Below are 19,905 nucleotides of genomic sequence, written 5' to 3'. Positions count from 1 at the left end.
ATGCCGGGGCGTTCCACACGGTGGTGGCGTCGGGACGTCCGACCGGTGGTTGATCCCCAAGTGCGTCCGTTCGGGGACTCTGTGGTGCAATGACAACTGTCCGGCACCGGGCCGGCGTCGCCCCGTCGCCCGCCCGGGACGGAAAACCGGGCACAGACAAGCAGCGAGGAGTCGCCGTGACCGCATGTGGGCCCGACGGGAACGGTGAACCGGTCGCTCGTGCTCCCGGGAACGGACGTGGCCGGGGCGGGACGATGACCTTGGCCGGAACATTGGCGGCGGCCGAGGCCGCGGCGCCCGTGGAGTCGCTCGACGTGGTCGCGCGCATGCTCAAGGAGCACCTCGAGGCCGCGTCGGTGTCGTTCCTCATCACCGACTTCACCGGCGGCTCGGTCGTACGGCTGGGGGCGGCGGGCAGCGTCGACACCGATGAGCCCGCCCGGCGCATCACGCTGCGGGGCACCCTGTACGAGGACGTGATCCGCACCCAGCGGCCGGCGGTGGAGGACAGGAGCGAGGACGCGCTGGTACGGGTCATCGCCCCGGTGACCAACCGCGGGGACGCCATCGGACTCCTCGAACTGTTCCTGCCCACGGAGCCGGACGCGGAGGTGATGCGGGAGATCGGCGAGACCGCGCACGCCCTGGCGTACATCGTGATCGCGAACCGGCCCTTCACCGATGTGTACCAGTGGGGCCGCCGCACCATTCCGCTGAGCCTGGCCGCGGAGATCCAGCACCGGTTGCTCCCGACGTCGCTTGCCTGTGAGGCGGCGCAGTTCGCGGTCGCCGGGGCGCTGGAGCCGGCGGACCACGTCGGGGGTGACACCTTCGACTACGTGATCGACCGGGACACGGTCCAGCTCTCCGTCACCGACGCCATGGGGCACGATGTCGACGCCGCGCTACTGGCCAGCCTCCTCGTGGGCGCCCTGCGCCGGGCACGGCGGGCCGGTGCCGACCTCGCCGAGCAGGCCCACCAGGCCGACCGGGCCATCCGGGATCACGGCCGCCGGGGCTACGTCACCGGCCAACTCCTGCGCATCAGCCTGCTCGACGGCAGGACCGAGTTCGTCAACGCCGGCCACCCCTGGCCACTACGCCTGCGGGACGGACGGGTACAACAGATCGTTCCGCAGATCGACCTGCCGTTCGGCTTCCAGATCTCCCCCACCTACCGGGTCCAATCCCCGGACCTGCGGCCGGGCGACCGGTTGGTGATGCTCACCGACGGCATGCTCGAGCGCAACGCCAACAGCCTCGACCTGGCCGACCTGGTCGTCCGCACCGGCGAGCTGCATCCCCGCGAGGCCGCCCGCACTCTCATCTCGGCGATCGTCGACGCCAACCACGGCCATCTGCAGGACGACGCGACCGTCATGTGCCTGGACTGGCACGGCGTCGACCACTCCCGGCGGGACGCCGACACCGGCGCCGACCTCGCCAACGCGTCCGCACCGTCACGGACGGGGCGGTCCACTCCCGATCGATGACCCGATGACCGCTCCGCCATTCCGCTCCGGCCGGCCCCCGGGCGGGCGGAGCGGGGCGCGCTGCCCCGGGTGACCGCGTCGCCCGCGTCGTCTCCGGCGACAGAACCGCGAGTGCCCGTCTCGCCCGGTGGCGTCACCACTGAAGCAGCCGGACCGCCGGTGAATACGATCCCGCGCCACGTCGGAGACCCGACGGCTTGTCCGGTGACATCGCCGCCCCGGTGGAATCCGGGCGGGGCTCTCGGACCTCCCCGACCGTGGTCATCGGCGGGGTTGTGAGCACCGCCTCCGGCGGCTCCCGAAGCCGTCCGGAGGCGGAGGGCGACGGAAATCCCGACGGATTTCACCCGCCGGGAGGGGTTCCGCCCTCTTCGACACCCTCGCGATGGACGGGCCACCCGATCATCAGCACCACCGTGTCACCCGAATGTCACCCGGATCCCGCAGGGCCCGATGGGGGCCCCGGAGACGGGCGGGATGTACCGCGTTGTGATCGAGGGGGTCGGTTCCCGGGCCATGGGCGCCTCTCGGCTACTCCGCCCACCGGACACTTCCTGCGACGAGCCCGCCCCGTCGGTCAAACGGCCAAGGGGGTGCCGAGCATCGCGGAAGCCCGCTGGAGAGGGCTGAGGTCGCGTACGGGTACGGCCTCGGGGAGGGTGCGGCAGGTGAAGCCGAGCTTCGTCATCGCCCGGAGGACTTCGGCGGCGCTGAAGTCGCGTCGGTCCTGGCGGGTGACGACCTGACCGACCTGCTTGAGGGGGTAGTGGCGACGACCGATGATCACGGATTCGCCGGTTCCCGCTTCGGGCTTGATCCCCTTCATCGATTCCAGCACGCCGCTCTTGGTGAGTTCGAAGGGGAAGCGGGCGATGACGCAGCGCATGGGGCCTCACAGAGGAGAAGGGAAGAACGGTCCGAGCGGGAGAGGTGGTTCAGCGGGAGAGAGCGGGAACGCCCGGGGCATCGCCCCGCTCGTCGGCCACGGCGGGGCACCGGCCGTCCCGGTCACGGACGATCGGGCGGCCCGGGCGGACGGCGACCGTGACGGACCGCGCCACCCCGACGCCCGTGGCGTCGGGCACCCGTGCTCCGGTCGCGGCCATCGCCCCGGTCACCGTCCCGTGCACCGGGCCGGCGCCCGCCGGGCCGGTCCGTATCCGGACCGGCGTCGAGGGTGCCCTCCGCGGAGACGGGTCGGCTTCCCGGGCACGAGGGTTCTAGGCCGCCGTGTCGGAGACGGACCGGCGTACGGGCTCGCGCCGGATCGCCGAAGAGGGGCGGCGTCGGCCCCGGGAGGAGGAGCCACCCCGGGAGGAGGGGCCGCGTCGGGAGCGTTCGGCCTCCGGTGCGGTGATGACGACCGGGACACCGGACGGGACCCGGGCGCCGGTGATCCGGCTCAGGGCCTCGTCGCCCGAGTGGATCCGGGTGGTCTGCGGCTGGATCCCGGCGTCCGACATGAGGCGGACCATGCCGCGGCGCTGGTTCGGCGTGACGAGGGTGACGACACTGCCGGACTCGCCGGCGCGGGCGGTACGGCCACCGCGGTGGAGGTAGTCCTTGTGGTCGGTCGGCGGGTCGACGTTGACGACGAGGTCGAGGTTGTCGACGTGGATGCCACGCGCCGCGACGTTGGTCGCCACCAGCACGCCGACATGCCCCGTCTTGAACTGCGCCAGCGTCCGGGTGCGCTGCGGCTGCGACTTGCCGCCGTGCAGCGCGGCGGCCCGTACCCCGCTGTTGAGCAGGTCCCGGGTGAGCCGGTCGACGGCGTGCTTGGTGTCCAGGAACATGATCACGCGGCCGTCGCGGGCGGCGATCTCGGTCGTCGCGGCGTGCTTGTCGGCACCGTGGACGTGCAGGACGTGGTGTTCCATCGTCGTGACCGCGCCGGCCGACGGGTCGACCGAGTGCACGACGGGGTCGGTCAGATAGCGGCGCACCAGCAGGTCGACGTTACGGTCCAGGGTGGCGGAGAACAGCATCCGCTGTCCCTCCGGGCGGACCTGGTCGAGCAACGCGGTCACCTGCGGCATGAACCCCATGTCGGCCATCTGGTCGGCCTCGTCCAACACCGTGATGCCCACCTGGTTCAGCCGGCAGTCGCCACGGTCGATGAGGTCCTTGAGTCGCCCCGGGGTCGCGACGACGACTTCGGCTCCGCCTCGCAACGCGCCGGTCTGTCTGCCGATCGACATCCCGCCCACCACCGTGGCCAGTCGCGACCCGACGGAGCGGGCGTACGGAGTCAAAGCGTCGGTGACCTGCTGCGCCAGCTCACGGGTCGGTACGAGGATCAACCCCAGCGGCTGGCGGGGCTCGGCACGCTGTCCCGCCGTGCGGGCGAGCAGTGCGAGACCGAAGGCGAGGGTCTTGCCGGAGCCGGTGCGTCCGCGGCCCAGGACATCACGGCCCGCCAGGGAGTTGGGCAGCGTCGCGGCCTGGATCGGGAACGGTGCGGTCATGCCCTGCTTGCCGAGTTCGGCCAGGAGCTGCCGGGGCATGTCGAGGTCGGCGAAGCCCTCCACGGCGGGCAGCGCGGGGGTGAGCGTCACGGGGAGCGCGAACTCACCCTGCGGCGCGGCGGGTCGACGGCCGTAACCGCCGGAACGGGCCGACCCACCGGAACGGCGCGGCGCCTGCGAACCGAAGCGGCTGCCGCCCCTTCCGGCGTCGGCACCGCCGGCGCGGGGGCGGGCGGAACGGTCATTCATACGTGTGCGGTTCATGCGGAACCTTCCTCGATGCGGCGCATATCAAGGAATTTCCGCGGCAACGAGCAGCACGAGAAATCACAGACATGAACCGGCGATAAAGAAAACCCGGCCACCGGAAATCCGTGCGGACACAGGTACTGAAATGGGTGACGCGATGGGGCGTGAAACGTGGGCGTCGGCCGCGGTGAACCCATCGCGGGAAAACATGTGACCGGGGCCCGCACCCCGAAGGATGCGGGCCCCGGTCACAGAGTGCGCGTCAGGCCGGAACGATGTTCTCGGCCGTCGGGCCCTTCTGGCCCTGCGCGATGTCGAAGTTGACCTTCTGACCCTCGAGCAGCTCACGGAAACCCTGGGCGGCGATGTTCGAGTAGTGGGCGAACACGTCGGCGCCGCCACCATCCTGCTCGATGAAGCCGAAGCCCTTTTCCGAGTTGAACCACTTCACGGTACCAGCAGCCATGTCATATCTCCTTTGGGGCAGTGCATCGGAGCCCGCACCACGCGGACGCCGTGTCGCCGCGATGATTACCCCGCCCGGAAACGACCGGAAATACAAAAGCACGCCCACTCGGCAGGAGCCGGGTGGAGGCACTTGAAGTTTTGGGAACCACAACTGCAACTGAGAGAGACAGTAGCATGTCGGAACGGCGCGCGTGCGTTGAATAATCCCACCCTGCCCCTCGCGGCAAAAACTCTCGCCGCATGATCCGCCAAACCCTCATGTCGCGGGGACAGATATTGAGCCTTTTCCAAGTCACCCGACAGTGGGAGGCCCGGGTGCGGGGCCGAGTGGGGGAAGGATGAAAATCCCGGGAGATGGGGCGTCGATCGGGATCAACCCGTCCGCCCGGGGCCTCACGTGCCTGTCCACCCGCCGGAGTCGATCCGTCCCCATCGACCCCGGGTCACCTGTCGGATCCCCTCACCGCGTACCGACGCGCGACCGGTACCCGGTGGAGACGGCTTTCCCCTGCCATCAGGCCCTGTTGACCCCGGCACCCACGGTGCGGTCGTACTCCTCCGACCCCGGGGACGGGGGATTCCCCATACGGGGCTCGCGGCGGGTATCGGCATCCCCACCGCCCACCGCCACGTCACCGAAGCCGTCGCGCTCCCGGCCGCCCGGGCCCCGGACCTCACGACCGCGACCGGGGCGACGGCGTGGAAGGTGTTCGTGATCCCGGACGGCACCCTTCCGACCTTCGACCGGGGGTACCTCCCGGCCGAAGGTCGGGGGATATCGCCGCCGATCGGCCGTACCATTCGAGGAGGCACGGGATGAACGTGTGGCCCCAGCCCAGCCCCTCCCCCGGCCCTCGGCCGGGAGGCACCCCCACCGGCCGTCCGTTGTGGGCCCCGCCCGCCCCGCCGGGAGCCGTCCAGACATCCGCGCCGCCCGCACCCGGGCCATCATCGACGCGTTGAGCCGCGTGAACGCGCCCTGCCGGGCCGACAAGCGCGACCAGGGCGCCGGTGGCACCGTGCGCACCCCCTGCCGCGGCCGATGAGAAAACCTCTCCACCGGCCAACGGACCCACAATCGCTCCCACGCGAGGATCCGAGCGCCGGGTGAACAGGTCGTGGCCACTCCGAAGCCCTGGCGACTCCTTCGCCGTCCGCGATGTTCCACCACCCGCATCACCGGCCCGACCCTCATGGCGTCCACCTCCACACCCCCGCCACGGGCCGCCTCCTCGCCCAAGACCCCGCCCACGGAAGCGGCGACAACCACGGCGGTTACCCCCGTCGGCCCCACCAACCGCCGGGTTCCACGGGCCCGAAAGGTTGCGGGTCGGCCTCCTTCCCGGTCTCCCCCATCAGGAACCGCCGACCAGGGGGTCGCCCTCTCCGGCGGCCGAGTGGTCGGGACCGGAACCCCGGAGGAGGTTTTCGCCGTCGCCGGCGTGCACATCGGCCTGCTCACCCCGGAGCGGTGGCGCGGGCGCGATGCCCGCGGCCGGCTGGTGGGTCGGGATGAGCCCACCCAACCTGTTGCAAATGATTATCAGGTTCATGTAGAAAGATCGAGTGCCCACATCGAGCCAAGAGTCGGGGTCTCCCGTGTCCGCGGATCGGCCCTTATCACTGACCGCCCTTCGCCATCCCACCGTCGCCACACTGCTGGACGATCACCAAGCCCTGCTGGCCGACCTCCTGGACGGCCTGGGGTCACCGCTGCACGTCGTGCTGCCGGAGGTCTTCGAGGAGAACGTCGCCACGCTCCGGCGAGCGTGCGCCGAAGCGGGGGCGGACGCCGACATTCTGTTCGCCAAGAAGGCGAACAAGGCCGACTGCTACGTCAGGTCGGCCGCCGCTCTCGGTGTCGGGGTCGACGCCGCCAGCGCCCCCGAACTGGTCAAGGCACTGGCAGGCGGGGTGCCAGGACACCGGATCGGCATCTCCGGCCCGGAGAAGGACGACACCCTGCACGCGCTCGCCGTCCGGCACGGCTGCCTGGTAGCCGTTGATTCGGTGAGCGAACTTCGCAGGCTGGCCGCCGCCGCTCGCCTTGCGGGACAGCGGGTCACGGTGCTGCTGCGATCCCGGACGGACAGTCAGCCGGGGAGCCGTTTCGGGATGGCCGCCGCCGAGCGCGACACCGCCGTCAGCCTCTGCGCGGAACACGCCGGCCACGTGAACCTACGGGGATTCTCCTTCCACCTGACCGGCTACTCGACGGCCGAACGCGCCATGGCGGCGGACGAGATGATCGATCTCTGCCTCGACGCCAGACGGCGTGGCTCACCATCAGCGGAGCTGGTCGACATCGGCGGCGGCCTGCCGGTGCGCTACGTCGATCCGCTGTTGTGGGAGGAGTTCGTCGAGCGGAACGAGCCCGCCCATTACCACGGCGCCAAGAACTTCGACGACTTCTACCCGTACGGGGGTCAGTCCGCCGCGGAGGCGGTGCGCGCGATCATGGGCCACCCGGTCGCCGGCGGGAGCCTCTCGGCGAAGGCGGCCCGCCACGGCGTCCGGTTCGTCATCGAGCCCGGGCGGGCGCTGCTGGACCAGGCCGGCTTCACCTTGTTCCGGGTGCAGCAGGTCGACGACCGGCGGGACACCGACGGGTACGCGATCGTCACCGTCGCGGGCAGCAGTTTCAGCCTCTCCGAACAGTGGTTCAACAGCGACTACCTCCCGGACCCGGTGCCGCTGTCCGCCCGGTCTGTCACCGACGAGGTGTTCCCGGCCTGCGTCGCGGGTTCGACCTGTTTGGAGAGCGATCTGGTGACCTGGCGGAAGATCGGCTTCCCGCGGCCGGTGCGCCGCGGCGACCAGCTGGTCTATCTCAACACCGCCGGCTACCAGATGGACTCCAACGAATCGCCGTTCCACGACGCCGCACTGCCGGCGAAGGCCGTCCTCCGGCTCGGCGACGGCGGGGCCCCGCCCCGCTGGCAGCTGGACGGGATCTGACTCGACCTCCGATGAAGGGCAAATCTCGCATGTCACAGAATTACGCCGCGCCCGGCCAGTTGTGGCTGTTGCCACAGTCGCAACAAGAAGGGCTCGACTTCGATTACCGGCAGGTGATCTCGGTCGTCGAGAAGGCCTACCGCGCGTTGCGCGAAGGCGGGTCCGACAACCCGGTCAAGACCATCATCGAGGACTCCGACCACCATTCACTGAGCTACTCGATGGTGGCCAGGGACGGTGCCAGCGGCACCGTGTGCTTCAAGGCCGTCTACGAGTTCGACCCACGCCGCAGCCGGGACAGCTACCGGTTCCACTCGTTCATCTTCCTCGCCGACGACACCACCGGTGCGCCGATCGCGCTGATGGACGTGGTGAAGCTCGGACCCCTGCGGTCGTCGGCCACCACCGCGTTATTCGCCCGCGCGGCCTGCCCGGACGCCCGCAGTGCCTTGGTCGTCGGCACCGGAGTCCAAGGGCGGATGGCCTTGCCGATGCTGCTCGCGGCACTGCCGGAACTGGACCGGTTGCAGGTGTTCGGCACCTATCCCGACGGTCTGCGCGCGGTCCAGGACAGTGTGGCCGACCGGGAGGTCGAGGTGGTGGAGGACCTTCGACGGGCCGCCGGGGAGGCGGACATCGTGATCGGCGTCGCCGGCCTGTCGGTGACGGAGGAGGTCCGGCGCGAGTGGATGAAGCCGGGTTCGGTCGCCGTGCTGCTCGGATACGGCGTGCACGCCGACGTGTGCCACGGCGCGGACTACCGGATCGCCACCGACACCGCCCAGATGCACGCCACCTGCGACGACCTGCGAGGCGAGGACGGCAGCCTGCCGTCGGTGGACGCCGAACTGCCGGACATCCTGCTCGGCCGGGCGCCCGCGCGGCGCGCTCCCGACGATGTGGTCTTCGCCTACAACAGCGGAATGGCGGTCACCGACGCCGCGCTGGGCCGCTACATCGCCGATCTCGCCCTGGCCGCCGGGCGCGGGGAAAGGGCCGACTTCTGGTGAGCACCGATACGGTCGAGGCAGGCGCGGGCTGGTGGGTCAAGAACTCGCGGGCACTGCTCAAGCTCGCGTTCCCGTTGATCCTGACCAACTTCGCCTATGTCGCACTGACCACCGTGGACATCGTCATGCTCGGCAGGCTCGGCGCGGTCGAGATCGCCGCCGCCGGACTGGCCATCGTGCTGTTCAACCAGCTGCGCACCACCGGGACCGGTCTGGTCACCGGGGTCAGCAACCTGGTCGCCGAGGCGCGTGTGCGCGGCGACCGGGAGCGGGTTCGCCAGCTGCTGTTCGCCGGGTTCTTCTGGGCGACCGTATGCGGTGTCGTGTTCGCCGCGGTACTGCTGCTGATCGGTCCGCTGCTCCTGTGGCTGGGCCAGAGCCCGGTGGTGGTCGACAAGGCAGGCGACTTCCTGATGATCATGGCTCCTGGCATGCTGCCGTGCCTGTGGTTCCAGAACCTGCGCCATTTCACCACCGGCCTCAAGCGGCCCGGTCCGTTGCTGGCCATCACGCTGGCGTCGGTCGGCGCCACCATCGGCCTGAACTACGTGCTGATCTACGGCAAGCTCGGGCTGCCCGCCTTCGGCTTCCTCGGCGTCGCGATCGCCACCGTCACGGTGTTCCTGCTGTCCTTCCTGGCCTTCGTCGCGGTGATCTCGCGCGACAGCGAGATCCGCCCGTACCTCAGCTGGTCGGGGGGAGGGCGCTGGTCCCCCGACGCGGTCCGGTCCGTCTGGCGCCTCGGTCTGCCGATCGCGGGGACCTACGCCTCGGAAGCCGGGTTCTTCAGTGTGCTCACCCTGATCATCGGCACCTTGGGTGTCGAGGCCCTGGCCGCACAGACGGTGCTGAATCAGATCATCTATATCGTCTTCATGATCTCCGCCGGGTTGTCGCACGCGGCGTCGATCCACATCAGTGAGGCCAGCGGTGCCGACGACTACGTGGCGGCACGCAGGATGGGGCTCCTGGGCCTGGGCTGGGGCGTGGTCGCCATGCTGGGCATCGCCGTCGTGTACGTGGCGATGCCGGGTCGGATCGCGTCGTTGTTCCTCTCGGCCGAGCATGCGGGAAGCTCGGGCATCATCGCGCTGACCACGACCGGCCTGCTGATCGCCGCGCTCATGCAGGTGTTCGACGCCAGCCAGAACATCGGCAACGGCATCATGCGCGGGGTCGGCGACACCGTAAGCCCGTTCCGGATCTCCCTCGTCGGGTACTGGTTGATCGGGCTACCCGCGGGCTACCTCCTCGGGGTGACCGCCGACCGGGGGGTCGAGGGCGTCTGGATCGGCCAGACCATCGGCCTCGCGGCCACCGCCGTCATCCTGGTGATCGCGTTCCTGCGCCGGGTGGACCGGCTGCATCGAGCGGGGCCCGGCGCACCTGCCCTGGTGACGAGGTCGTCATGAACCACTTCCCCGAACCGGCGACCTCGGCATCCCTGGTGCGCCGGGAGGTGGCGGGCCTGCCCGCCTACGACCCCGGCGCCGACACCGACAAGGTGGCCGCCCTCAGCGGCACCGCCCACGTCATCAAGCTCTCCAACAACGAGAGCCCCTACGGCGCCTCTCCCTCGGTAGCGGAAGCCCTGAGCCCGCGGCTGGCCGACGGCCTCTCCCGCTACCCCGATCCCACCGGCAAGCGGCTGGCCGAGGCGATCGGGACGAGGCTGTCCGTGCCGGTCGATCGGATCGTGCTCGGCAACGGTTCGGAGAACATCCTGGAACTGCTGTGTCAGGCCGTGCTCGGCCCGCGTGACCTGGTGACCACCCAGGCGCCCGGCTTCAGCCTGCACGAGATCTTCCCGCGCATGGTGGGGGCCCGGGTCGAGAAGGTCCCGGTCACCGCCGAGTTCGGGTTTGACGCCGCCGCGTGGCGTGACGCGCTGGCCCTGGGCCCGAAACTCGTCTTCCTCGCCAACCCGTGCAACCCCACGGGCGCGATTCTCGGCACCGGCGAACTGGAGCGGGTCGTGGCCGGCACCCCGCGGTCGGCCTTGCTGGTGCTCGACGAGGCGTACTGCGAGTTCGCCCGCCCCAACCCGGAGTACCCCGACGGGCTGGCGGTTCTGCGGGGACAGGACCGGCCGTGGATCGTGTTGCGCACCTTCTCCAAGGCATACGGCCTGGCAGGCCTCCGGGTGGGGTTCGGCGTCGCCTCCGACTCCGCGCTGGTCCGGGCACTGGACCGGGTCCGCACCCCCTACAACGTCAACCAACTGGCACAGGACGCCGCCGTCGCGGCGCTGGGGGACCACGCGCATCTGGCAGAAACGGTTCGCCGGACCGGTCTGGAGATCGCACGGGTCACCGACCGGTTGCGTGGCGCGGGATTCAGCGTCGTGGCGTCCTCGGCCAATTTCCTGTTCATCGACACGAACCGACGCTCCGATCAGGTGACCCACGAGTTGCACCGCGCCGGGATCATCGTCAAGGCCTGGCGGGAGCCGGGCTACGAGAACTTCATCCGAGCCTCACTGTCGACCCCCGAAGACAACGACTTCTTCGTGCGGTGTCTGACGGAGACCTGCGCGAAGGACAGACCATGATCAAGAACAGGGTGTCCGAGCTGATCGGCCAAACCCCTCTGCTCAGGCTGGCGGTGGCGGACGGGGCCGGGACCGTCCTGCTGAAAATGGAGCAGTACAACCCCACCGGCACCGCCAAGATACGAATGGCCAGGACCATGGTGGACGAGGCCGAGGCGGCGGGGCTGCTCGCCCCGGGCGGATGGCTGGTCGAGTCCACCTCGGGCAACACCGGACTCGGCCTGGCGCTCATCTCCGCCGAACGCGGGTACAAGTTCACCGCGGTGGTGGACAACCACTCCAGCGCGGACAAATTACGGGGCATGCTCGCCTACGGCGCCGAAATGCTCAACATCGCCGGTGACGACGAGGCCCTGGCCACCGCCGAACGCGACGCCGTGGCCGAACGGCTCGCGGCCGAGCAGGGCGCGTACTGGACCGCGCAGCACGTCAACCAGGGGAATCCCAACGGCTACAGGCCACTCGCCCGAGAGTTGCACGACGACCTCGGTGACGAGATCCACTACCTCCTCGGGGCGGTGGGCACCGGTGGCTCGCTGTGCGGGACCGGCCGTGCCCTGCGGGAGCGCATCCCGGAGCTGAGGATCATCGGCGTCGAGCCGGTGGGCTCCATCGCCTTCGGCGGGGCAGGCGCGCCGTACCACCAGTCCGGCACCGGGTCGCCGGAAGGCTCGGAGATCGGCGACCTCGTCGACTACGACCTGATCGACGAGGGGATCAAGGCGAGCGACTCGGAAGCCTTCGAGACGTGCCGCTACCTGGCCAGGAACTTCGGCGTCCTGATCGGCGGCTCGGCGGGCGGCGTGGTCTACAAGGCCCTGGAGCTCGCGCAGAGCGTGGGGCCCGAGACCACGATCGTCGTGCTTGTCTGCGACGGCGGCGAGAAGTACCTGGACACCGTGTTCAACGACGACTGGATGGCCGCCAACGGCCTGTTCGACGCGCAGGTCGTCGACCGGCTGGCCTCGATGCTGCGGTAGCGCCCGGCTCGGCGCGATCACGAAGAAATCCAGCGAATCCACCAATTCGTCGCTTTGCTCTGCCCCGACAAGCCAGGAGGGCTCGACATGATCGCTCTGGACAACCTCACCAAGATGGAGGTCGCCGCGCTCACCGACGTGAACGGCGGCCTCAACCTCACCGACGGCCACGCCCGGCTGACGCTCAGCGCACGGCAGGCCGAGGTGATCGCCCGGTTCCCCGACCTGTTCCAGGAAGCCTCCCGGCGCCGGTTCGCCGACATCGAGACCGAGGCGCACCGGACCTTCCTCGACGCCGTCGGCCAGCACAGCGCACCGGTCGGCACCGGCCGGATCCTGAGCTGCTACTCCTCCACGCTGGCCACCGACATCGTGGCGAGGGCGCTGCCGCAGGACACCGAGGTGGCACTGCTGCACCCCACCTTCGACAACATCGCCGACCTGTTCCGCACCCGCGGCCTGCGGCTGCGTCCGCTCTCGGAGGACGACCTGGTCCAGCGACGCTGGCCGGGCAGGCCGGTGGGCGTCATCGCCATCACCCATCCCAACAACCCCACCGGCCTGGTCACCCCGCCCGGGCATCTGCGCTCCCTGGCCGAGCACGCCGCCGGCCACGGTCAGACCGTGATCGTCGACGCCGCGTTCCGCGGCCAGGTCAAGGCCGCCCAGTACGACACCTACGAAATCCTGGACGCGGCAGGCGCCGACTGGATCACCTTCGAGGACACCGGCAAGCTCTGGCCGATGCACGAGCTGAAGATCGGCATGCTGGCCTTCTCCCCGAAGCACGCCGAGGCCATCGAGGCCGCGTTCGCCGAATCGCTGCTGTCGGCATCGCCCGCGGTGCTGGCACTGATCCGCGAGCTGGCGAAAGACTGGGGGGACAGCGGTTTCGAGCACGCCACCGCGCTCATCGAGCACAACCGGCGGATCGTGTCCACCGAGATCGGCGCGGTGGGACTGTCACTGGCCGACCCGGACTCCCGGGTCAGCGTGGCCAGGGTACGGCTGCCCGACAACGGTCCGGACTCGGCGAAGCTCTACGCCGAGATGGTCCGCCGGGGCGTGCACGTGCTGCCCTGCCCGCCGTTCCACTGGGCGGACCCGGAGGAGGGCCTGCGCCTGATCCGCGTGTCGCTCGCCAGGCCGAGCGACACGGTCGAGGCGGCGGCGCGCACCCTGGCCCAGACCTTCGCGGACCTGAGGTGAGCGTCCCTCACCCGCGCCCGGACATCGCCGTGGTCGGCGCCTCGCCGATCACGGCGGTGTACGCCGCACTCCGCGGCCACCAGCCGCGAAGCACCGTACTCGACCTCGCCCAAGCCGCCCCCTCCTACCCGCCCCCGTCCGTCGTGGTGGAGCGCATCGTCACCACGGCCCGGAGCGCGGACGGCGGCGCCTACACCGATGTGCCGGGGCTGCCCTCCCTGCGCGCGGCGTTCGCCGCCGACCTCAGCGACAGCCACGGCGGCGCGGTCAACCCGGACGACGTGGTCGTCACAGCGGGCTGCAATCAGGCCTTCTGTCTGGCGGTCAGCGCGCTGGCCGAACCGGGCAGTGAGGTGATCGTGCCGCTGCCCTACTACTTCAACCACGACATGTGGTTGCGACTCAACGGCATCACCTCCGTCTACCTGGAGCCCGGCGCGGGACTCGTCCCGCGAGCGGACGCCGCGGCGACCCTGATCACCGAACGGACCAGAGCCATCCTGCTGGTGACGCCGGGCAATCCGACCGGGGTCGCCGTACCGCCCGAGGAGATCGAGGAGTTCGCACGGGTCGCCAGGCAGCACGGCATCGCCCTGCTGCTGGACGAGACCTACCGTCTGTTCCGCGACGGGACGGAACCCGCTCACCGCCTGTACGCCGGAGACTGGCGGGACACCGTGGTCGGGCTGTACTCCTTCTCCAAGGAACTGGCCATCCCGGGCTACCGGGTGGGTGCGGTGGCCGCCGCCCCCCCGCTCAACGACCACATCGAGAAGCTGCTCGACTGCGTCGCCGTCTGCGCGCCGAGGATCGGGCAGGAGGCCGCCCTGGCGGGGCTCACCGGCGCCCGTGAGTGGCGTGCCGCACGGGTGCGGGAGGTCGCCCGGCGGCGCGCGGTATTCCGCGAGGTCATGGCAGGACGGCCGGGCGGCTTCGAACTGTTGTCCTGCGGCGGGTTCTTCGGCTGGATCCGGCACCCGGTGACCGGCGTCGCGACCGAGGACGTCGTGCGGGAGCTCGCCCTGGCACACGACACCATCCTGATGCCGGGCACGGCCTTCACCCCCGAGGACAGGGGGACGATCCGGGTCAGCATCGGCAACTGCGAACCGGAGTCGATCGAGGAACTGGCCCGCCGCTTCATCGACTTCTCGCACGCCCGCTTCCCCGGCACCCGATCGTCCGGTCGGCCTCGATCTCGCGCACGCCCGGCGGACCGAAGGTCTTGATGCTGTAAGTGATCTTCGGTCGCAAGCCCGTTACCGCTCGCCGGCGTGGGGCCGGTCCGGGGAGCCGCCGGAAGGCCCGGGAGCGGACCGGCGGCGTCGCGGGTGGACTTCTCCCCTCGGCGCCGCCCCCTGCGACGTACCGGGTCTGGTGGCGCCGAGGATTCCGGCAGGTCGTCGTCGCGAGGTGTCTTGCCGCACGAGGTCGGGGGGCGCGTGTGGCCGCCTGTTCACCGCCGCCGAGCGGATCGCGGTGGTCGTCTCGCACGACCTGTCACCGGCGGGCACGCTTCTGCGACCGGCTGGTGGTGACGGACCGGGGCCGGCCGTTGATCCGATCCCCCCGCTCGAGGCGCCGACACCTATGCCGGTCCGGGCGGTGTTCGCCGTGATCCCGTCCGGCAATCTCCTTACGTCGCCCATGGTCCTGCTGCTACCATCTGCTTAATGAAAACGAAGATCAGTATCATTACCGCGGCGGTCGTGGCGGCGGCGGTCGGACTCGCGGGTTGCGCGGGTGGGGCGTCCGATGCCGAGACACCGGAGACACCAACGGGTGCGGGCACGACGGCCTATCCGCTGACCATGAAGAACTGTGGCATCGACGTGACCTTCGAAGCCGCCCCTGAGCGGGTCGTGACGCTGAACCAGACCGCCGCGGAGATTCTCATCCACCTGGGGGTCGGCGACCGGATCGTCGGATCGGGATACGAGATCGACAAGACGCCCGACGAGATCGCCGAGCAGTACGAGAAGATCCCGATCCTGTCCGCACATGGACAGGAGATCAAGCACGAGAAGCTGCTGGAAGCACAACCGGACTTCGTCTACGGCTCCTTCGCGAGTATGTTCACCCCCGCGCAGTCCGGCGACCGGGCACAACTGCACAGCCTGGGCGTGCCGACCTACCTGACCGAGTTCGACTGCTCCTATCACGAGAGCGTGGCGGGCGCGGACTTCACGCTGATGTACGAGGAGTACCGCCGGCTGGCCGAGATCTTCGACGTGTCCGCCGTGGGGGAGAAGCTCGCGACCGAACAACAGGCCGTGGTGGACACGGCACTGGAGGCGGTCGAAAAGCGGGATACCCCGTTGAAGGTGATGTGGTTCTACTCCACCTACGCGGGCACTCCGTGGGCGGCGGGCCCCGGCGGACTGCCGCAGCACATCTCCGACCTCGTCGGAATCGAGAACATCTTCGCTGACGCGTCGACCAAGTGGGCCGAGGTCAGCTGGGACGAGGTCGCCGCCCGGAACCCCGACGTCATCATCCTTGCCGACCTGTCCCGGGGCGAGCCCAACGACACCGCACCGGAGAAGATCGACCTGTTGAAGAAGGACCCCCTCACCAGCAAGCTTGACGCGGTGGTCAACGACCGGTTCGTCACCATCCCCGGCGCCCATATGGATCCCGGCTACGGCAGCGTGTTCACGGTTCCCGCGCTTGTCGAGGGCCTGAACGAGATCGGATGAACAACAGACCGCTATGACGACGACCTCAAAGAGGACCGCCGGGCCCACCGCGAACCCGATCATCGGCGGTGAGAAGGTTCCGGTGCGCCCGCGGCGGCGCGCCTCGACAGTGGCCCTCTTCTTCATGGCCTCGGCCGGACTGCTGGTGTCGGTCGTCGCGGCATCCCTGTTCGGGAGCGCGAACATCGGTCCCCTCGATGTGGTCTCCACGATCCTTCGGCATATCGGTCTGGGCGGGATCGCCCCCAACCCACCCCTGCCGAAGCTGCTGGACGCCCTGATCTGGGAGTCGCGCTTTCCCAGGGTGTTATTGGCCGCCGCCATCGGAGCGGCTCTGGCCGTCTCCGGCGCGGTTCTGCAAGCGGTCACCAGGAACCCGCTGGCCGACCCTTACCTCCTGGGCGTGTCCGCCGGCGCCTCGACCGGCGCGGTGGCCGTCCTCCTGTTGGGCATCGGCGGAAGCATCTCCCTCTCGACAGGGGCCTTCCTCGGCGGTCTGGTCTCCTTCGGCGTGCTGTTGCTCCTGCTCGGTGGGGGCCGCGTCGCCACCCCCTCCCGCGTGGTGCTCACCGGTGTGGTCGTGGCCCAGTTCTTCACCGCGGTCACCTCCGTCATCCTCATGGTCAGCGGGGACGCGAACTCCACCCGCGGCTTCACCTACTGGCTGCTCGGCACCCTCGCGGGCGCCCGGTGGGAGGGGGTGACCGTGACCGTGGTGATCATCCTGGCCGGACTGATCGCCATCCAGTTCTTCGCACCCGCCCTCGACGCCTTTACCTTCGGTTGGGACTCCGCCGCCGCCCTGGGGATCAACGTCACCGCCGCCCGCATCTGGCTACTGGTGCTGACCGCGGTCATCACGTCGGCCGCCGTGGCGGCCTCCGGCGCGATCGGCTTCATCGGACTGCTCGTCCCCCACGCCGTCCGGATCCTGGCCAGCCCGACGCACCGATCCCTGCTCCCCCTGTCCGCGATCGTCGGCGCCATCTTCCTCATCTGGGTCGACACATTCGCGCGCACCGCGTTCTCGCCCCACGAGTTGCCCGCGGGAGTCATCACCGCGCTGCTCGGGGCCCCCGCCTTCGCGCTGATTCTGAAGCGTCTGGAGTCCTGATGGGACGTATCACCGCCGACGGCCTTTCCTGGTCGGTCAAGGGCCACCGGCTGCTGGACGGCATCGACATGGCGGCTCACGACGGGCAGATCGTCGGGCTCCTCGGCCCGAACGGCTCCGGCAAGTCCACGCTGCTGCGCCTGCTTGCCGGCCTGCGCCGCCCCGACACCGGAACCGTGCGCTACGACGACACCGACCTGCGCCACCTCAGCCGCCGAGTGCTGGCCCGCCGGCTAGCCGTCGTCGAACAGGATGTGTCCGCCCACAACCACGTCAGCGTCCGACAAGTCGTGGAGCTCGGCCGCACCCCTTTCCGAGGCCGCTTTGACGCGTTGTCCGAGCACGATCAGCGAATCGTCGACGCGGCACTGGAAAGGGCCGACATCACCGAGAAACAGCACCGCGCCTGGCACACCCTCTCCGGAGGGGAGAAGCAACGCACTCAACTCGCCCGTGCCCTTGCCCAGGAGCCGCGCGAGATCCTCCTCGACGAACCCACCAACCACCTCGACATCCGCCACCAGCTCGAACTCCTCGACCTGCTGGGATCGCTGGACGTCACCTGCGTCATCGCCCTGCACGACCTCAACCTCGCCGCCCGCTACTGCGACCATGTCGTCATCCTCGACCACGGACAGGTGGTCGCCGCAGGCGCCCCCGAGACCGTCTTGATCCCGGAGCTGATCGAGTCGGTCTACGGCGTCAACACGCTCGTCGACCGCGAACCCAGCACGGGCTCCCTCCGTATCACCTACCTGGCTGTCACCACCTCGGAGAAAACCATCACGAAATCGATGTCGCCCGTCGCCCCGTAGGTCTACAGATCATTCGACCGAGAGGATGAACCGCTCCGGGTCTGATGGAGGCTCGATTCCCTGAGAGGGTCGAGTCATGGCACGTCCGTCCCCCTACCCGCCCGAGCTTCGTGAGCGCGCGGTACGCATGGTCGCGGAGATCCGTCCCAACTACCCCACCGAGTGGGCCGCGATGAAGGCAGTCGCAGCCAAGCTGGGAATCGGTGCGGCCGAGACGGTGCGGACCCGGGTCCGCAAGGCCGAAGTCGATGACGGCCGGCGGCCCGGCGTCACGTCCGAGGAGGCCGCGGAGATCAAGCGGCTGCGGGCCGAGAACGCCGAGCTGCGGCGGGCCAACGAGATCTTGAAGGCGGCTTCCGCTTTCTTCGCGGCCGAGCCCGACCGGCCGTCGAAACGCTCGTAGCGTTCATCGAGGCACACCGCCAGGTGTTCGGAGTCGAGCCGATCTGCCGGGTCCTGACCAGCCACGGACCCAAGATCGCAACGAGCGCCTACCACGCCGCCAAGAAACGCACCCCCAGCGCCCGGGCCGTCCGCGACGCCGAGCTGAAGAGGCAGATCAGCCGCGTCCACACGGACAACTTCAGCGTCTACGGGGTGCGGAAGGTCTGGCGGCAGCTGCACCGCGAGGGCATACCGGCGGCCCGCTGCACCGTCGCCCGGCTGATGCGCGATCTCGGCCTCGAGGGCGCCCTACGCGGGAAGAAGATCCGCACCACCACCCGGGACGACGGCCACGATCGGGCCGTCGACCTGCTCAGACGCGACTTCACCGCATCCGGCCCGAACCAGCGATGGGTGACTGACTTCACCTATGTCTCCACCTGGTCCGGGATCGTCTACGTCTCATTCGTCGCGGACGTGTTCTCCCGGGCAATCGTGGGCTGGTCCGCCGCCACCGGCAAACGGGCCAAGCTCGTCCTCGACGCCCTGGACATGGCTTTGTGGCGTCGTGACCGCGCCGGAACTCCCACTGAACCGGGGCTGGTTCATCATTCGGATGCGGACAGTCAATACACGTCCTTCGCGTTCACCGCGCATCTCCTCGACGCCGGCATCGACGCCTCGATCGGCACCGTCGGCGACACTCTGGACAACGCCCTCATGGAATCCCGGACCGGCCTCTACAAAACGGAGTTGATCAAACCCCGCAAGCCCCGGCACGGCCTCGCCGACGTCGAACTCGCCACCGCGGAATGGGTCGACTGGTCCAACAACCAGCGCCTCCACACAGCAATCGGAGACATCCCGCCCCACGAACACGAGACCAACCACTACGCTCAACACCAGCCCCCACCGGCAGCTGGAGCCAACGCATAGAGCCTCCACCGATCCCGGAGCGGTTCAGATCAACATGACGTCCGTTCCGAGGGACGTCACGGTGGCCGGGTGGGTGTTCCACCCGCGTGTGCGGTTCGTCCCCGGGATCCGGTCAGCCGGTCGTATCCACTTCCGGCCGGTCGTGGAGGACGGCGTGATCCGTGGCACGCGTGTGGGTGGCGGGCCTCCACCCGACGCATGACGTGTGCGGAACGTATTCCCCGTCTCGCCGGAGCCCCCGACCGTCTGAAGTCGGGCGCGGCTGTGCCCGGTGGCCCGTGCCTGAAGCCCGGCGCCCACCTCGTGACACCGCCGTTGTTCGCTTCCGCCCACCTCGCGACCCGCCGGCAGCGGCATTCGGGGCGCCGGGCCACCACCGACCCGGTACCCCCGTGGATGAGCCGCAACGGTCGGCTGCCCTCATCGTCATTGATCTCCCGGACCTGCACACAGTCGGCAACGTGATCCTTCGGCTGCCCGACGCTGCCCGGAGCGGCGAACCCGGCGCGGTGTCGTGGCAGGGCGAACATTGCCCGAGGTGGCACCGGTATCACCTCGCCGACAAGATACC

The 19,905-nt window shown here is 69.6% G+C and carries 16 protein-coding genes and 1 pseudogene; 13 read left to right on the top strand and 4 right to left on the bottom strand.

What is annotated here, in order from left to right:
* Positions 1–254 precede the first annotated feature (254 nt).
* Complete coding sequence (locus LZF96_RS09200; RefSeq protein WP_233868528.1) at positions 255–1,493, top strand: PP2C family protein-serine/threonine phosphatase; 1,239 nt, start codon at positions 255–257, stop codon at positions 1,491–1,493.
* 577 nt (positions 1,494–2,070) lie between these two features.
* On the opposite strand, the gene LZF96_RS09195 is transcribed toward LZF96_RS09200, so the two are convergent.
* The 3 genes from LZF96_RS09195 to LZF96_RS09185 all read right to left on the bottom strand — a co-directional run bounded on the left by LZF96_RS09195 (position 2,071) and on the right by LZF96_RS09185 (position 4,676).
* Positions 2,071–2,379 (bottom strand): SCO5918 family protein, encoded by a 309-nt coding sequence (locus LZF96_RS09195; RefSeq protein ID WP_233868524.1) that lies wholly within the window; start codon positions 2,377–2,379, stop codon positions 2,071–2,073.
* Positions 2,380–2,713: 334 nt separating this feature from the next.
* Complete coding sequence (locus tag LZF96_RS09190) at positions 2,714–4,225, bottom strand: DEAD/DEAH box helicase (protein ID WP_233868521.1); 1,512 nt, start codon at positions 4,223–4,225, stop codon at positions 2,714–2,716.
* Positions 4,226–4,472: 247 nt separating this feature from the next.
* A complete protein-coding gene (locus LZF96_RS09185) occupies positions 4,473–4,676 on the bottom strand; it encodes a cold-shock protein (protein WP_233868518.1) in 204 nt (67 codons plus the stop codon).
* Between the two features lie 356 nt (positions 4,677–5,032).
* Here LZF96_RS09185 and LZF96_RS09180 point away from each other — a divergent pair.
* Positions 5,033–5,859: pseudogene (locus LZF96_RS09180) on the top strand (hypothetical protein); the annotation flags it as partial.
* 174 nt (positions 5,860–6,033) lie between these two features.
* Here LZF96_RS09180 and LZF96_RS09175 read toward each other — a convergent pair.
* Positions 6,034–6,231, bottom strand: a complete 198-nt coding sequence (locus LZF96_RS09175; protein WP_233868515.1) for a hypothetical protein — start codon at positions 6,229–6,231, stop codon at positions 6,034–6,036.
* 46 nt (positions 6,232–6,277) lie between these two features.
* Here LZF96_RS09175 and LZF96_RS09170 point away from each other — a divergent pair, with 46 nt between their 5' ends.
* The 11 genes from LZF96_RS09170 to LZF96_RS09120 all read left to right on the top strand — a co-directional run bounded on the left by LZF96_RS09170 (position 6,278) and on the right by LZF96_RS09120 (position 19,334).
* The gene (locus tag LZF96_RS09170) at positions 6,278–7,636 is read left to right on the top strand and encodes an alanine racemase (RefSeq protein ID WP_233868512.1); all 1,359 of its coding nucleotides are present in this window, start codon (positions 6,278–6,280) and stop codon (positions 7,634–7,636) included.
* 29 nt (positions 7,637–7,665) lie between these two features.
* The gene (locus LZF96_RS09165; RefSeq protein ID WP_233868509.1) at positions 7,666–8,646 is read left to right on the top strand and encodes an ornithine cyclodeaminase; all 981 of its coding nucleotides are present in this window, start codon (positions 7,666–7,668) and stop codon (positions 8,644–8,646) included.
* Positions 8,643–10,058, top strand: a complete 1,416-nt coding sequence (locus tag LZF96_RS09160; protein WP_233868506.1) for an MATE family efflux transporter — start codon at positions 8,643–8,645, stop codon at positions 10,056–10,058. The genes LZF96_RS09165 and LZF96_RS09160 overlap by 4 nt, the downstream gene beginning before the upstream one ends.
* Positions 10,055–11,197 carry a histidinol-phosphate transaminase gene (hisC, locus tag LZF96_RS09155; protein ID WP_233868503.1) on the top strand — a complete coding sequence of 381 codons (1,143 nt, stop codon included), beginning with the start codon at positions 10,055–10,057 and terminating at the stop codon, positions 11,195–11,197. Before LZF96_RS09160 ends, hisC begins: the two co-directional genes overlap by 4 nt.
* Positions 11,194–12,177, top strand: a complete 984-nt coding sequence (locus LZF96_RS09150) for a PLP-dependent cysteine synthase family protein (protein WP_233868501.1) — start codon at positions 11,194–11,196, stop codon at positions 12,175–12,177. Before hisC ends, LZF96_RS09150 begins: the two co-directional genes overlap by 4 nt.
* A gap of 87 nt (positions 12,178–12,264) precedes the next feature.
* A complete protein-coding gene (locus LZF96_RS09145; RefSeq protein ID WP_233868498.1) occupies positions 12,265–13,386 on the top strand; it encodes an aminotransferase class I/II-fold pyridoxal phosphate-dependent enzyme in 1,122 nt (373 codons plus the stop codon).
* A complete protein-coding gene (locus LZF96_RS09140) occupies positions 13,383–14,615 on the top strand; it encodes an aminotransferase (protein WP_233868495.1) in 1,233 nt (410 codons plus the stop codon). Before LZF96_RS09145 ends, LZF96_RS09140 begins: the two co-directional genes overlap by 4 nt.
* A 444-nt stretch (positions 14,616–15,059) precedes the next feature.
* A complete protein-coding gene (locus LZF96_RS09135) occupies positions 15,060–16,085 on the top strand; it encodes an ABC transporter substrate-binding protein (RefSeq protein ID WP_233868492.1) in 1,026 nt (341 codons plus the stop codon).
* A gap of 124 nt (positions 16,086–16,209) precedes the next feature.
* Positions 16,210–17,199, top strand: a complete 990-nt coding sequence (locus LZF96_RS09130; protein WP_374203185.1) for a FecCD family ABC transporter permease — start codon at positions 16,210–16,212, stop codon at positions 17,197–17,199.
* Complete coding sequence (locus tag LZF96_RS09125) at positions 17,199–18,014, top strand: ABC transporter ATP-binding protein (protein WP_233868484.1); 816 nt, start codon at positions 17,199–17,201, stop codon at positions 18,012–18,014. Before LZF96_RS09130 ends, LZF96_RS09125 begins: the two co-directional genes overlap by 1 nt.
* A gap of 76 nt (positions 18,015–18,090) precedes the next feature.
* A protein-coding gene (locus LZF96_RS09120; protein ID WP_233868479.1) for an IS3 family transposase occupies positions 18,091–19,334 on the top strand; the annotation gives its coding sequence in 2 pieces (ribosomal slippage) (positions 18,091–18,373 and positions 18,373–19,334; 1,245 coding nt in all).
* Positions 19,335–19,905 lie beyond the last annotated feature (571 nt).

This window comes from Streptomyces sp. ST2-7A, from assembly GCF_021390475.1.
GTDB lineage: Bacteria > Actinomycetota > Actinomycetes > Streptomycetales > Streptomycetaceae > Streptomyces.
Note: the sequence above shows the minus strand (reverse complement) of the source record. Positions and strands in the feature narration are given on the sequence as shown.

Coding starts and splice junctions, on each gene's coding strand:
- LZF96_RS09200 (WP_233868528.1), top strand. CDS start 255: ATGACCTTGGCCGGAACATTGGCGGCGGCCGAGGCCGCGGCGCCCGTG.
- LZF96_RS09195 (WP_233868524.1), bottom strand. CDS start 2,379: ATGCGCTGCGTCATCGCCCGCTTCCCCTTCGAACTCACCAAGAGCGGC.
- LZF96_RS09190 (WP_233868521.1), bottom strand. CDS start 4,225: ATGAACCGCACACGTATGAATGACCGTTCCGCCCGCCCCCGCGCCGGC.
- LZF96_RS09185 (WP_233868518.1), bottom strand. CDS start 4,676: ATGGCTGCTGGTACCGTGAAGTGGTTCAACTCGGAAAAGGGCTTCGGC.
- LZF96_RS09175 (WP_233868515.1), bottom strand. CDS start 6,231: ATGAACCTGATAATCATTTGCAACAGGTTGGGTGGGCTCATCCCGACC.
- LZF96_RS09165 (WP_233868509.1), top strand. CDS start 7,666: ATGTCACAGAATTACGCCGCGCCCGGCCAGTTGTGGCTGTTGCCACAG.
- hisC (WP_233868503.1), top strand. CDS start 10,055: ATGAACCACTTCCCCGAACCGGCGACCTCGGCATCCCTGGTGCGCCGG.
- LZF96_RS09150 (WP_233868501.1), top strand. CDS start 11,194: ATGATCAAGAACAGGGTGTCCGAGCTGATCGGCCAAACCCCTCTGCTC.
- LZF96_RS09145 (WP_233868498.1), top strand. CDS start 12,265: ATGATCGCTCTGGACAACCTCACCAAGATGGAGGTCGCCGCGCTCACC.
- LZF96_RS09135 (WP_233868492.1), top strand. CDS start 15,060: ATGAAAACGAAGATCAGTATCATTACCGCGGCGGTCGTGGCGGCGGCG.
- LZF96_RS09130 (WP_374203185.1), top strand. CDS start 16,210: ATGGCCTCGGCCGGACTGCTGGTGTCGGTCGTCGCGGCATCCCTGTTC.
- LZF96_RS09125 (WP_233868484.1), top strand. CDS start 17,199: ATGGGACGTATCACCGCCGACGGCCTTTCCTGGTCGGTCAAGGGCCAC.